Here is a 13,253-nt window from a genome sequence, read left to right on the forward strand (position 1 = left end):
TCATGCTCTAATGGTCCCTGTGCATTAAATAATCGGCGATCTCCAGCAGGCGCTCCGGATCCTGAAAACCGGCGTTCAAGACAGCCGCTTTGGCTTCTCGAGTCAGTGATTCGACCTGCTGCTGCGAAGCTTCCAGGCCGATAAAATAAGGATATGTCACCTTCTCCTGCTTGATGTCGCTCTGTGTCTTCTTACCCAGTTTTGCCTCGTCTCCAACCAGGTCCAGGATATCGTCCTGAATTTGAAAGGCGAGCCCAAGGCGGCTGCCAAACGTACGCAGCGCTTCCAACTCGCGCTCCGAGCCTCCGGCAATCCGTCCGCCGGCAAGGAGGGAGAAAATAATCAGATCGCCCGTCTTATGCTGGTGGATATACTGAAGATGCTCCAGATCCGTGACTCCCTGCTCCCCTTCCATATCGGCCGCCTGTCCGCCAACCATGCCTCTTGGACCGGCCATTTCAGCGAGGTCCTGCACAATGGCCAAAATCGGGGCCGCATCAATGCCATGCTTCGCCGAGATTCGGGCGATCGTATAAAAGGCATGCGTCAGCAGGGCGTCTCCGGCCAGAATGGCGGTAGCTTCGCCATATACTTTATGATTGGTCAGTTTGCCCCGGCGGTAGTCATCATTATCCATAGCTGGCAAATCATCATGAATGAGCGAGTAGGTATGCACCATTTCAACGGCGCATGCCGCATCAAGGGCCGCCTCCCCATTGCCTCCGAGCGCTTCGCAGGCTGCAATCACCAGCAGCGGACGGAGCCGCTTTCCTCCGGCCATCAAGGAATACGTCATGGATTCCTTTAAAGAAGAAGGAACCTGCCAATGATGCGGCAGGCTGTCCTCCAACGAGGCGGTTACTTTCTCGGAAATCTGCTGCATGTATTCCTGGAACGAAACCCGGTCACTCAAAAACTTCACCGCCGCTCTGATCGAGCTGTCCGCCGCCGAACGGCTTCTTGCGAAGCTCTCCATCCTCTTCAACGATCATCTCGATTTTCCGTTCCACCTGTTCGAGCTTCTGCCCGCACAGCTGGGACAGCTTCATTCCCTGCTGGAACAGCTCGATCGCCTTTTCGAGCGGAACGTCGCCGTGCTCCAGTTCTCCGACGATATCCTCGAGCTGAATCATTGCGTCCTCAAAGCTGAGCTCTTTTTCATTCCCCATGTTCCTGTGCATCCTCCTTCAGTTCCCATACCTGGCAGGATAACTGGCCGTCGTTCACTTTGATCTGGACCACGTCGCCAGGCTGTACCTCATGAATCGATTTAATTAAACGCTTCTCCTGCTCGTCATAAACGAGGCTGTAGCCGCGGGCCATCACCTTCAGCGGACTGAGGGCATCCAGATGGCGCACGCTGGAAGTAAGCTGGGATTTCCTGTCTTTCAGTATGTTCTGCATCGACTGAAGCAGCTGCCGGCGCGCCGCATCGTTGCGGCTCCGGGCCCCTGTCAGCTGCTCCTGCGGATTGTACCGCATCAGCGCATGGTACATGCGGCTTCTCTTTTCCCGGTTCAGCTGAACCCGGGAACGCAGGTTGCCGCTCAGCCGCTGGCGCAGCATGTCCAGGCGCTCCGCATGCTGCAGCATGTAGCGCCGCGGATGCAGCAGCACGGGCGAGCGCTGCAGTGACGCCAGCTGCTGGCGGCTGCGCTTCACCCGCTGCTGAAGCAGCTGGAGCAGCAGCCGTTCCCGCTGCTGCAGCCGCGCCTTCAGCTCGCCTTCATGCGGCACGGCCAGCTCCGCGGCCGCGGTCGGAGTCGCCGCTCTCAGGTCTGCGGCGAAGTCCGCGATCGTGAAGTCGGTTTCGTGCCCAACGGCCGAAATGACCGGAATATGCGAGGCACGGATCGCCCGCGCGACCATTTCTTCGTTAAAGGCCCACAGCTCCTCCAGTGAGCCGCCGCCGCGGCCGATGATCAGCACGTCCGCTTCATCCAGCTCGTTCATCGAGCGAATGGCCTTCACGATTGAAGGAGCGGCCCCTTTTCCCTGGACCAGGACAGGGGCGAGAACGATCCGCGCCCGCGGGTAACGCCGCTCAAGCGTCGTCATAATATCGCGTACGGCCGCACCTGTCGGTGACGTGATGACGCCGATCGTCTCCGGAAACTCCGGAATCGGCCGCTTGCGGTCTGCAGCAAACAACCCTTCTTTCTCCAGCTTCTCCTTAAGCTGCTCATAAGCCAAATACAGACTGCCGATCCCATCGGGCTGCATTTGGGTGGCATAAAATTGGTACTGCCCATCCCGCTCGTATACCGTAACATTCCCTCTAGCGATGACCCTTGAGCCCTCTTTGGGTCGAAACGGCAGCCGCTGGTTGTGGGAGGCAAACATGATCGCTTTGATGCGGCTCCCTTCATCCTTGAGCGTGAAATACATATGCCCGCTGGAATGGTGGGTAAAATTCGATATTTCACCCCGGATCCAGACGTCGGACAGCAGACTGTCCGAGTCCATCTTCATCCGGATATAACGGTTCAAGTCCTTGATTGAAAAAATACGCTGCGGTTCCATGGCATCCGCTCCGTTATGCCAATCCGTGGTGGCGTTTGGCCGCGATCAAGGTGTTCTGCATCAGCATCGTAATCGTCATCGGTCCTACACCGCCAGGCACCGGCGTGATCGGGCCCGATACTTCCTTAACGCTTTCGAAATCCACGTCTCCGGCCAGCTTGCCGTTCTCCAGCCGGTTCATGCCCACGTCGATGACGACGGCACCCGGTTTCACAAAGCTTGCATCGATGAAATTGGCCCGGCCGATCGCAACGACCAGAATGTCGGCCTGACGCGCAATGTCCGCCATACCGATCGTCCGGGAGTGGCACATCGTCACGGTCGCGTTTTCGCGCTGAAGCAGCAGCGAAACCGGTTTGCCGACGATATTGCTGCGGCCGATGACGACGGCATGCTTACCGGCCAGCTCTACACCCGCACGCTTGATCAGCTCGATGACGCCTGCCGGCGTGCATGGAAGTAGGCTGTCATCTCCGATGACCAGGTTGCCGACGTTTACCGGATGGAATCCGTCAACGTCCTTGTCTACCGCGATCGCGTTAATGACTGCCTTCTCGTCAATATGTCCAGGAAGCGGCAGCTGGACGAGGATGCCGTCAATGGTGTCCTGCTTGTTCAGCTTGTCCACCAATGCAAGCAAATCCTCCTGAGTTGTCGAAGCCGGAAGCCGGTGAACCTCCGAATAGTATCCGAGGTCGTGGCACGCTTTTTCCTTGTTTCGCACATAAACCTGGGAAGCCGGGTCCTCTCCTACCAGCACGACGGCAAGCCCCGGAGTGACGCCTTTGGCGGCCAGCTCCTTGACTTCGGCGGCAATTCCGGTCCGGATATCCTCAGAAACCTGTTTTCCATTGATAATAGATGCTGTCATGTCGCTCTCTCCCCTATGTTTTAGATTGGCAAAGCGGACGGCTAAGCGTCCTTATGCAAGACTATGACTTCAATTGATCCAGCTCGCGGATCATGTTCCCCAGAACTCCATTGACAAACTTGCCCGAATCCTCGGTTCCGAAATGCTTGGCCAGCTCGATCGCCTCATTGACGGCAACCTTGGCCGGCACGTCGTCGCGATACAGCATTTCATAGGCGGCGAGGCGGAGGATTTGGCGGTCCACCTTCGAGAGGCGGCTCATTTGCCAGCCCTTCAAATAATTTTCCAGCAGGTCGTCCACCGCTTTTTTGCTGCCCCAAATGCCGTTTACGAGCCCCAGCACAAATTCCTTCAGTTCCGCTTCATCGGTGATGGTCCGCTCGGTATCATTTTCCTCGGCGGCATCCTCCAGCAGCATTTCCAGCGCTTCTTCGCTTGTTGCTTCGTTCATTTCCATCTGATACAGGCACTGAACGACCAGTTCCCTGGCTACACGTCTTTTCATTATGTTCCTCCTAGAACCTTGAAATTTCCTCTTGTCCTTATTATGGGTCACCGCGGGAATAAAAACATCGTGATTTGCACAAAAAAAAACCGTGAGCATGTCAATCTCGCAGAATATGGGCTTCAAGAAGCTGCAGCTCTTTTTCCGGAGAAAGGCATATCACGGGTTCATTTAAAGGGGCGCCAGCGCTCGGAGAGCCACTGACCCATTTCCCGCCAGCGGAAAAAGGAATCCATCCGAAGATCCTTCCTTTTGCCGGCAGAATATCCTATGAACACTACCAATGCAAAGAACAACATATCCCAAAAACCCGCAAACAAATAAATAAAACCGAAAAAAATACCGCCGGCAATACCGGTAATCCGTCCTTTGTGACTCTCCCAAATTTCTTTCCAGATCACTCGGAGAATTCACCTCTATTCCACTCTACTCTTGATCACTGGTGCGTGGGCCACATTCGCTATATATACCGCCACGTTAGAGACCGGAATGCCTGTCGTTTCCTGAAGGTGATCATGAACCTGCTTCTGTACGTCGGTGGTCATGGCCGGGATAGACACATCGCCGTCAACGACGGCACGAATCATGATTTCAAGGCCCGCTTCCGTCACATGGATTCTGGCCTTCAGGTCCTTGACGCCCCTCACCCGCGAAGCCGCCTTGAGACACAGGTTCTCGATCGTCTCGACCGAGATCTGAATGTCGCCGAATTCGGTCCTCTGGTCAATCGAGTGGACATGCGTTCTGTCCGGGCGAATCGAGATATAGAAGAAGCGGATACTGAGTAAAAAGAGGATCACCGCCGCCACGATGACCGTCAGCTGAAGCTCGGCTGTATTCAGCAGTTCATCCGGAGACGGAACCAAATCACTCATGAGGAGGATGGCAAATACACATATTACTCCGATACTCAAGCTGTAAATAAACAGCAGAAGTCTGTCCAGTATCTTAGCCACGAACAGCACAGCCTCCTTAAATTAGAGTAAACCCTCGACATTTCGGGTGTCGGGGGTTATGGTGACCAATTGAATCCTTTATTTTACGCGCTGACTGTAATCAACGTCTTCGGCTCTCTCCGCGTTTTTGAAGTAAACATCATGGATATGCACATTGACTTCAATGACCGTAAGGCCTGTCATCATTTCGATGGAGCGTTTGACATTGCGCTGGATTTCCGTCGCCACTTCCGGCAGGCGGTTTCCGTACTCGATAATCACCGAGACGTCCACAGCCGCTTCGCGCTGGCCGACTTCCACCTTCACGCCTTTGGACAAATTTTTGCGGCCAAGCAGCTCGGCGATGCCTCCGGCAAAACCGCCGCTCATGCCGGCGACGCCTTTCACTTCCACCGTAGCCAGACCCGCGATCACTTCAATCACTTCAGGTGCTATTTGAATTTCACCGATGTCCGTACGTTCAAATTCACTCGGTAATGTGCTCATCCCTGAATCAACACACCTTTCAGATAATATATAAAACCGCTTCAGACGAAAGCAGGATTGCCCCTAATCATTCATACTATACCATTTGGGGAACTTTATGACAAACAATCCGAAGCAGGCGTCAGATTTCGTTTTCCTCCAAAAACTTGATGTCAAAATCGCCGCGGTTGAACACCGGATGCTCCATCAGCTTCTGATGGAACGGAATGGTGGTGTGCACGCCCTCGATGACGAATTCGGACAGCGCCCGCTTCATCTTGGCAATCGCCTCCTGACGCGTCGGCGCCCATACGATCAGCTTCGCGATCATGGAATCGTAGAACGGAGGAATGCTGTAGCCCGGATAGGCTGCGCTGTCCACCCGTACACCAGGACCGCCCGGAGGCAGGTAAAATTGGATTTTGCCCGGAGCCGGCATAAAGTTGCGGTCCGGATCTTCCGCGTTGACGCGGCATTCGATCGACCAGCCGTTAATTTGAACATCTTCCTGCGTAAACGACAACGGGTGACCTTCCGCGACCGAAATCATCTCTTTGATCAAATCCACATTGGTGACCATTTCCGTAACCGGATGCTCCACCTGAATGCGGGTGTTCATTTCCATGAAGTAGAACTGGCCGTCGTTGCCGAGCAGAAACTCGAGCGTACCCGCACCCGAATAGTTAACGGCAAGGGCTGCGCGGACTGCGGCTTCACCCATCCGCTGACGAATCTCGGGGGACAACACCGGACAAGGCGCTTCCTCGATCAGTTTCTGGCGGCGGCGCTGTACGGAGCAGTCGCGTTCGCCCAGGTGAACGACGTTGCCGTGGTTGTCGGCAATCACTTGAATCTCAACGTGCTTCATGCCGGTCAAATATTTCTCCAGATAAACGCCGGCATTGCCGAACGCCTTTTGGGCTTCCTGCTGTGCCGCCGTGATTTGCTTAATCAGCGCCTGCTCGTCCTCAGCGATGCGGATTCCTTTTCCGCCGCCGCCGGCTGTCGCTTTGATGATCAATGGGTAGCCGATGTCCCGGCCGATCATTACCGCCTCATCCAAATCTTCAACCAGGCCGTCGGAACCCGGAATGACCGGTACGCCGGCGCTCTTCATCGTCTGCTTCGCAACCGCTTTATCGCCCATCTTGTTGATGGCGTCGGCCGAAGGTCCGATAAAGGTAATGTTGCAGGACTCGCAAATTTCCGCGAAATCGGCATTCTCGGCGAGAAATCCGTATCCCGGATGAACGGCGTCGCACTCCGTCAACGTGGCGACGCTCATAATGTTGGTGAAATTCAGGTAACTGTCTTTCGAAAGCGTAGGGCCGATACAGTATGCCTCGTCCGCCAAACGGACGTGCAGCGCTTCCTTGTCGGCCTCCGAATAAACCGCAACGGTGGAAATGCCGAGCTCGCGGCAGGCCCGGATAATCCGGACTGCGATTTCACCGCGGTTGGCAATCAGAATTTTTTGAAATTTCATGCAAGTAACCTCCTCCATTGTGCGGTGCCTATTCCGACTTCACCAGAAACAGAGGCTGCCCGTATTCCACCAGTTGTCCGTTCTCCGCAAGAATCTCAACGATGGTGCCTTTTACTTCTGCTTCGAGCTCATTCATCAGCTTCATCGCTTCAATAATGCAAACCGTCGTTTTCTCGTCAACGCGGTCACCGACGCTGACAAACGGCGCGGCGTCCGGAGAAGAGGCTTTGTAGAACGTTCCTACCATCGGGGAGACGATTTTATGTAGTGAGGAAGAAGCCGCATCCGGTGCTGCTGCCTGTCCTGCTGCAGGGGCCTGCGCATTGTCGGCGGGTGCCTGTACGTATTGCGGAGCCTGCTGTGCGGCAGGGGCCTGTACAAATTGAGGCGCAGCCTGAACGCTAACCACTTCGGTTTTGCCCGGCTTGCGGATGGAAAGGCGTGCTCCTTCTGATTCAAGTTCAAGTTCATGTACGGAGGTCTCATCGACCAGCTTGATCAATTCTTTTATCTCGTTCAATTTAAACATTCGCAATTCACTCCTTCAGCTGCGTGGAAGCCGTGGCTTCGGACAATTCATACACATAACGATAAGTATTATAACATAATCGGAAGAAATGGAAAGAGTCCTGGGCTGTCCCGGACTCTTTCGACGATATTTCTGTTTTTCCGCCATTTTACTCGGAGACGACTTTCACGCTGACTTTGTCCTGGGTCACTTTCAGCTCTTTCATCACCAGCTGAACGATGCCCGCTGCCTGCTTGGCATCCATTTTGTCGCTCAGGACGAGCACCTGGTACTTGTCGCCATTTTCCTTCACGAATGCGTTCGCAAAGGAGAATTTTTGCTCCAGCTCTTCCTCGATGCTTTCGATGATCGTCTCTTTGTTTTCGAGCGCCTGCAGTTCCTGGCTCGCCTTGGCCGAAGCTTCGCTGTCCTTGCTCATGTCATTGATCGCCGCCATCAGGTCATTTGTTTTTTGAGCATTCGTCTGCGACCGCTGCCATTGAAGAGATTCGAGCATGCTGCTGCCTGTCGAAGCCTGGGAAGCCACTTCCTTCAGGATCTCATCGTCCGTTTTTTCCGTGCTTGCGGTTGTCTTGCCGGCGTCTGTTTTACTTGTGGATGCCGTTTTATCGTCCGCAGCTTTGTCGGTTGTCGCTGCGCTCTTTTGTCCGGCGTCAGCCGTATCCTTGGCTGTGTCTTTGGCTGCAGCGTCCTTATCGGCCGTGCTCCCAGCAGCTGCTGTATCCTTTGTCGCGTCCTTAGCCGCGTCTTCCTTCGACGTATCCTGGGCTGTATCCTTCGCGGCGGAACCGTCGGCCTTGCCCGCATCCGCAGTCTTGTCACCCGATTGGCCCGATGTCACGACTTCGTCTACGACAACCCCGTTGTCTTTGCTGCCGGCCGAGGCCGTCGTCTTGGCGTCTTTGTCTGTCTTGCTGTCCACCTGCTGGCTGTCGGCGACCGGCGTCTTCGACGTCCCGGAGTCCTCGGTAAACAGATAATAAGCGGACAGGACTACCATCAAACTGAGCATCGACACCAACCAAATCGTTTGTCTTTTACTGTTCATTCGTTAAATCCTCCTCATAAGTCAACTGGATTATATCGGGGAAATCGGCTTACCCCTGCTTGCGCGGAACGACGGAGATCCGGTAATCCGGTACGTTCAGGCCTTTTTCCACCGCGTCCACAATCAAGTTGCGAACCACTTCATTCTCTGCACCTTTGGCTACGATCAGCACCCCGCGAATTTGCGGCTTTACCTTTTTCGTAATGATCGGCGTCTGCGTTCCCGACTGCTCGTAGGTGACGATCTCGCCATCCCGGGTATACTGGGTCGTATGGCGCTGACCGCCGTTCGCGTCGTTTTCTTCCGACTGCTGCTGGGAGTCTTTCACATTCCGTTGATAGACGATTTCCTCCGTGGAATCCACCGTGACCATGACGTCCACCGTGCCTACGCCAACGATTTTCTCCAAAATGTCCTTCATCCTGCCTTCGGCCGTTTCCTCAATCGCTGCAAAGTCCGAAGTCTGACCTGCCGAGCTCTGGAACGTTTCCTGGGACTCAGCCCCAGCCGGAGGCTCCCTCCCTATGTTTTCGTTATCGAGTTTCTTCACATTGACAAAGGAGTTGAACAGCACGATTGCCACCCCGATCAAGCCGACGATAATCAGCCACCTGAACGTATGTACTCGCTTCGTCCCTCCCTGTCCGCCCCCCAGCCACTGCTCAAGCTTCTTCAGCCACTTCCCCATCGTTTCACCTCCGCCTTTATAACCGGGACTCCTGCCCGGATCCGCTTCGTACCGTGATTACTTCCGGATCGATATTCCATTCGCTTGCCAGCAGCTTGCGGACTTCGCCGGCGCTCTTGTCATCCACAGCGCCTGCGGCCTCCTGCGCTTGATCCTCACCCGGATCAGAATTCATTTGATCTGTTCCAGCCTGCTTCTCATCCGGCTCGATCGTGACCTGCACGTGAACCGGCTTCACCGGCTCGATCTGGATGCCGCTCTCCCCCCGGGTGCCGTCCGAACTGCCCGAATCGCCTTGCGAATCCCTCATTGTAACGGTGACTGCGCTAATGTATGGCTGTGACTGGCCGGCTCCGGCATTCGGATCGTCATTAGACTTCGGCAGTCCGAGAACAACCTGCACGTTCGCAGGTTCCTCGCCGGTTTGCTGCTTGATCTGTTCCTTCATGGTGGAAGCCACCTGCTCTCCCGCCCACTGGAGCGTTTGTTTCTGCTGCCGATGCTTGATCTGTTCGGCCTCGTCCATAATCTGCTCGAGGCTGGTTTTGGAGCCGCTGCCGCCCGGCTGCCGGTCCATCCGGCCGATCGCTGCGCTCAGCTTGTCGAGCGGCGCGTCAGTCACGATCCGGATCAGCGGATTGAGCAGGGTGACCAGCACGAGCAGGCTCAGGACCAGCTTGACGTATCGCTCCATGGATCTGCTCGGCAGCAGCATGTCGACGAAAGTGGCAAGCAGCACAACCATGACGACCTCTTTCAGCCAGTTTCCAAGCCATTCCACGGGCTTCCCCTCCCTTCACCGCATCATGACGGTCACGTTGCCAGCCGTCAGCATGATGGTGATCGCCAGGAAAAACATCAGTCCGACCGCCGCCAGGGCGGCAAAGACGTAAATCATGCTTTTGCCGATCGTGTCCAGGCAGGCGGTGATCGGGGAATCGCCGAGCGGCTGCATGATGGCTGCCGATACTTTATAGATCAGCGCGAGCGTCAGGATTTTGATGGCCGGGAAGGCGCAAAGGAACAGGATGATGATGACGCCTGCCAGACCGATGGAGTTTTTCACCAGCAGCGATGCCGAGATCACCGTGTCCGTCGCATCCGCAAACATTTTGCCGACGACCGGAATGAAGCTTCCGGAGACGTATTTGGCCGCCCGGATCGTCACCCCGTCGGTGATGGATCCCGTGATGCCCTGCACGGAGATAACGCCGAGAAAGATCGTCAGCAGCACCCCGAGCAGCCCCACGCTGATGTTGCGCAGCAAGTTCGCCATCTGCGTCAGCTTGTACTTATCCGACAGCGAACTGACCAGATGAAGCACGGCTGAGAAGAAGAGCAGCGGAAACACCATGACGTGGATCAGCGTTCCGATCGTATTGATCATGAAGATGATCAGCGGATGCGTAACGGACACGGTGACGATGTTGCCCATTGAAGCCAGCAGTGCGAACAGCAGCGGTACCATCGCCATCATGAAATCGATCATCCGGTCGATCGCCTCTTTGGCATATCCGATCGCGACGTTGAAGCTGTTGATGGCCAGCACGATGATAACCATATAGCATAGGGCGTATGCGACTTTGCTGACCGTTTTCCTCTCAAAAGCCGCCTGAAGCGTCTCCAGAATCATGCTCATGATGCTCAGGATGACGATCGTGACGAGCAGCTTGCCATTGTACAGCACCTCATGCCACATAAAGGTCCCTGCCGCGGTCAGCACCGATTTGAGGCTGAAGCCGCTGCCGCCGGGAAGGAGCATATCCATGAAGGATGGTGTTTTCTGGTCCGGAAAAAATCCCCCGTATTCCTTCATCAAGGTGTCCCAGTACTTCTCCACCTGATCCTTCGGCAAATTCTCCGCCTGGCTCTGGATCAGCTGATCCGTGGGTGAAGCCGCGAAGACCCGGGTGATCCCTGCCACCATGAACACGATAAACAAAATAACGATGTGCATCTTGTCCGGCAGCCTCCGCAGTCCCGGCATGTCTTCACCCCTCTCCTTCAGGCTGGCAGCAGCTTAAGCACCGTTTCGATGATAATGCCGATAATGGGGATGGCTAGCACCATGATCAGCACCTTGCCCGCGAGTTCGATTTTGGAAGCGATGCTTTCCTGCCCGGCGTCTCTGACGAGCTGCGCCCCAAACTCGGCGATATAAGCGATCCCTATAATTTTCAGTATCGTTTTCAGGTAGATCATCTGGACTCCCGACGCCTCGGCAAGCCGCTGGAGCTCCTGGATCACCATACCGATTTTGCCGATCAGGAACATGAAGATCAGCACGCCGGTCGCGGCGGCCAGGACGAAAGCGAACATCGGCTTGTGCTCCTTGATGACGAGGATCAGAATCGTGGACAGAAGCCCAAGGCCTACCACTTGAATAATTTCCATGGTTAGCAACCCCTACTGGAACAAAAAGATGGTTTTGATCTCCTGCAGCAGGTTATCGAGCAGCCGGACGACCATGAATAGCACCACGACAAAACCAATGACCGTCACCCAATGAGCCATATCCTCTTTTCCCATTTGCTTCAGCACTGTGTGAATCATGGCAATGATGATGCCGATTCCCGCAATCTGGAAAATTGCGTTCACTTCAAAGTTCATTCCTAGGCACCTCGCTAAAAGATCAAAATAACGATCAATGCTCCGATGAGCAGCCCGAGACTTTTACTGATCTTCTCGTATTTGGCCTGGTCGTCCCTGGCTGTTGCTTCTTCATGCTTCAACTGCTCGACGGCCAGCTGGATGTGCTTGATTTGGTCCTGCCGGTCGCTTGTCCCGAGCGTGAAGCTGAGCTGATGCAGCACCTCGCGTTCAGGTGCCTTCATGGAGGTCCGCTTCCAGTTCTCATGGAGAGAACGCTGGAGGCTCTCCTGGGCGGTCAGTCCTGTGGCCGGCCCCATCTCACGTGCTGCATTCAGAAAAAAGGTATGGAGAGGCTCCCGCATTTGATCCGCTATTTTGCGAAGTGCTTCCGGAAGTGGGGTAAATCCATAGGTGATTTCGGTCGACAGCCGCTGCAGGGCCAGGATCAGCTCCCGGATCTGCTTCGGCCGGCTGGCAAACTGCCTGGCCTGATGGAATCCGGCCAGTGTGCCGGACAGCAGAATCAGCACGGCGCCAAAAAGCTTAAGCAAGGAAGTTCACCCCTCTCTGGCTGCCCGTCTGAAGCTGCAGCGGCCGGTGCTGCTGGTCGAGTATCCGGCAGCTTAACCCTTGTGCCTTCCTTTTTAAAAGAACGTACCTCTCAAACATTCCGGTTTCTATGAGTCCGGCCAGGGCGGGCCGGTGCTTCAGCTCTTCGATGCCGCCGGCATGCGCCGTGGCGACGACCGTAATGCCCGCATGCAGCGCCTCCGTCACCGATTCGGCATCCTCTCCCCGGCCGATCTCATCCACCATGAGAACATCCGGCGACATGGACCGGATCATCATCATCATGCCTTCCGCCTTCGGACAGGCATCCATCACGTCGGTGCGGGGTCCGACGTCAAAGCTCGGCACGCCTTTGAGGCAGCCGGCGATTTCGGAACGCTCGTCGACGATGCCCACCTTCATCCCCGGCAGGCTGGATTTGCCCAGCCCGGGAAGCCCGCTGCTGATCTGTCTCGCCAAATCCCGCAGGAGGGTCGTCTTGCCCTGCTGCGGTGCCGAGAGCAGAAGCGTATGCCGAATCCTGTTTCCTTCCCTATCGATCAGAAAGGGGAGGATGCCGTCAGCGGCACCCTTCACTTCCCGGGCAATCCGCACATTGAATCCGCTGATATCGCGGATATGCTCGACATGTCCGGCGTGAAGCACCGTTCTACCTGCCAAGCCGATGCGGTGTCCGCCGGGAATGGTGATAAAGCCTTTGCGAAGCTCTTCCTCCATCGTGTACAGCGAATGGTTGCTGATCAGATCGAGCAGCCTTCGGCTGACCTCCCGCTGCGGCTTGTACGCCTTGTCCGCTTCCAGCGTCAGCGTGCTTTGTCCCGTAACATAGTGGTGTGAGCCTGCGCCGTTGATCTCCAGCGGCCTGCCTTCACGGATGCGTACCTCCTCCACAACGCTCAGAATATGGTGAGGGAGCTGGTGAAGGATCGATTTGACCGGCTCCGGAAATAATTCCAGCCAGTTTGGATTTGTAATAGGACCACCCCCGTGCTGCCTTTCTCCTGCAAGCTTGTTCAACTT

General features: G+C 55.5%; 18 protein-coding genes. All 18 read right to left on the reverse strand.

Going from position 1 to position 13,253, the window contains the following annotated elements:
- Positions 1–7: 7 nt before the first annotated feature.
- Positions 8–934: a polyprenyl synthetase family protein gene (locus tag KI379_RS18345; RefSeq protein ID WP_181153020.1), complete on the reverse strand. Its 927-nt coding sequence runs from the start codon at positions 932–934 to the stop codon at positions 8–10.
- On the reverse strand, positions 906–1,169 hold the full coding sequence (gene xseB, locus KI379_RS18350; RefSeq protein ID WP_076170021.1) for an exodeoxyribonuclease VII small subunit: 264 nt from the start codon (positions 1,167–1,169) through the stop codon (positions 906–908). Before xseB ends, KI379_RS18345 begins: the two co-directional genes overlap by 29 nt.
- Positions 1,159–2,523 carry an exodeoxyribonuclease VII large subunit gene (gene xseA, locus KI379_RS18355; protein WP_212984381.1) on the reverse strand — a complete coding sequence of 455 codons (1,365 nt, stop codon included), beginning with the start codon at positions 2,521–2,523 and terminating at the stop codon, positions 1,159–1,161. Before xseA ends, xseB begins: the two co-directional genes overlap by 11 nt.
- A gap of 13 nt (positions 2,524–2,536) precedes the next feature.
- Positions 2,537–3,394, reverse strand: a complete 858-nt coding sequence (folD, locus tag KI379_RS18360; RefSeq protein ID WP_076170019.1) for a bifunctional methylenetetrahydrofolate dehydrogenase/methenyltetrahydrofolate cyclohydrolase FolD — start codon at positions 3,392–3,394, stop codon at positions 2,537–2,539.
- 61 nt (positions 3,395–3,455) lie between these two features.
- Entirely contained in the window at positions 3,456–3,899 is a 444-nt protein-coding gene (gene nusB / locus KI379_RS18365) for a transcription antitermination factor NusB (protein ID WP_076170018.1), read from the reverse strand.
- Positions 3,900–4,066: 167 nt separating this feature from the next.
- Positions 4,067–4,300, reverse strand: coding sequence for a DUF2273 domain-containing protein (locus tag KI379_RS18370; RefSeq protein WP_076170017.1), 234 nt, complete (start codon positions 4,298–4,300; stop codon positions 4,067–4,069).
- Positions 4,301–4,315: 15 nt separating this feature from the next.
- A complete protein-coding gene (amaP, locus tag KI379_RS18375) occupies positions 4,316–4,855 on the reverse strand; it encodes an alkaline shock response membrane anchor protein AmaP (RefSeq protein WP_076170174.1) in 540 nt (179 codons plus the stop codon).
- 78 nt (positions 4,856–4,933) lie between these two features.
- On the reverse strand, positions 4,934–5,341 hold the full coding sequence (locus KI379_RS18380) for an Asp23/Gls24 family envelope stress response protein (protein WP_076170016.1): 408 nt from the start codon (positions 5,339–5,341) through the stop codon (positions 4,934–4,936).
- Positions 5,342–5,462: 121 nt separating this feature from the next.
- Complete coding sequence (accC, locus tag KI379_RS18385; protein WP_076170015.1) at positions 5,463–6,806, reverse strand: acetyl-CoA carboxylase biotin carboxylase subunit; 1,344 nt, start codon at positions 6,804–6,806, stop codon at positions 5,463–5,465.
- Between the two features lie 28 nt (positions 6,807–6,834).
- Positions 6,835–7,335 (reverse strand): acetyl-CoA carboxylase biotin carboxyl carrier protein, encoded by a 501-nt coding sequence (accB, locus tag KI379_RS18390; RefSeq protein WP_089548096.1) that lies wholly within the window; start codon positions 7,333–7,335, stop codon positions 6,835–6,837.
- 148 nt (positions 7,336–7,483) lie between these two features.
- Positions 7,484–8,383, reverse strand: a complete 900-nt coding sequence (locus KI379_RS18395; protein ID WP_212984382.1) for a SpoIIIAH-like family protein — start codon at positions 8,381–8,383, stop codon at positions 7,484–7,486.
- A gap of 49 nt (positions 8,384–8,432) precedes the next feature.
- Entirely contained in the window at positions 8,433–9,071 is a 639-nt protein-coding gene (spoIIIAG, locus tag KI379_RS18400) for a stage III sporulation protein AG (RefSeq protein ID WP_076170012.1), read from the reverse strand.
- 16 nt (positions 9,072–9,087) lie between these two features.
- Positions 9,088–9,852, reverse strand: a complete 765-nt coding sequence (gene spoIIIAF / locus KI379_RS18405) for a stage III sporulation protein AF (RefSeq protein ID WP_076170011.1) — start codon at positions 9,850–9,852, stop codon at positions 9,088–9,090.
- Between the two features lie 15 nt (positions 9,853–9,867).
- Complete coding sequence (spoIIIAE, locus tag KI379_RS18410; protein WP_076170010.1) at positions 9,868–11,058, reverse strand: stage III sporulation protein AE; 1,191 nt, start codon at positions 11,056–11,058, stop codon at positions 9,868–9,870.
- 17 nt (positions 11,059–11,075) lie between these two features.
- Complete coding sequence (spoIIIAD, locus tag KI379_RS18415; RefSeq protein WP_076170009.1) at positions 11,076–11,465, reverse strand: stage III sporulation protein AD; 390 nt, start codon at positions 11,463–11,465, stop codon at positions 11,076–11,078.
- Between the two features lie 12 nt (positions 11,466–11,477).
- Complete coding sequence (gene spoIIIAC / locus KI379_RS18420; protein WP_076170008.1) at positions 11,478–11,681, reverse strand: stage III sporulation protein AC; 204 nt, start codon at positions 11,679–11,681, stop codon at positions 11,478–11,480.
- A 14-nt stretch (positions 11,682–11,695) separates the two neighbouring features.
- Positions 11,696–12,214, reverse strand: a complete 519-nt coding sequence (gene spoIIIAB, locus KI379_RS18425; RefSeq protein ID WP_076170007.1) for a stage III sporulation protein SpoIIIAB — start codon at positions 12,212–12,214, stop codon at positions 11,696–11,698.
- The gene (gene spoIIIAA, locus KI379_RS18430; protein WP_244879329.1) at positions 12,207–13,250 is read right to left on the reverse strand and encodes a stage III sporulation protein AA; all 1,044 of its coding nucleotides are present in this window, start codon (positions 13,248–13,250) and stop codon (positions 12,207–12,209) included. The genes spoIIIAB and spoIIIAA overlap by 8 nt, the downstream gene beginning before the upstream one ends.
- Positions 13,251–13,253: the final 3 nt, after the last annotated feature.

Source organism: Paenibacillus cineris (genome assembly GCF_018333335.1).
Taxonomy (GTDB): domain Bacteria; phylum Bacillota; class Bacilli; order Paenibacillales; family Paenibacillaceae; genus Paenibacillus_AQ; species Paenibacillus_AQ favisporus.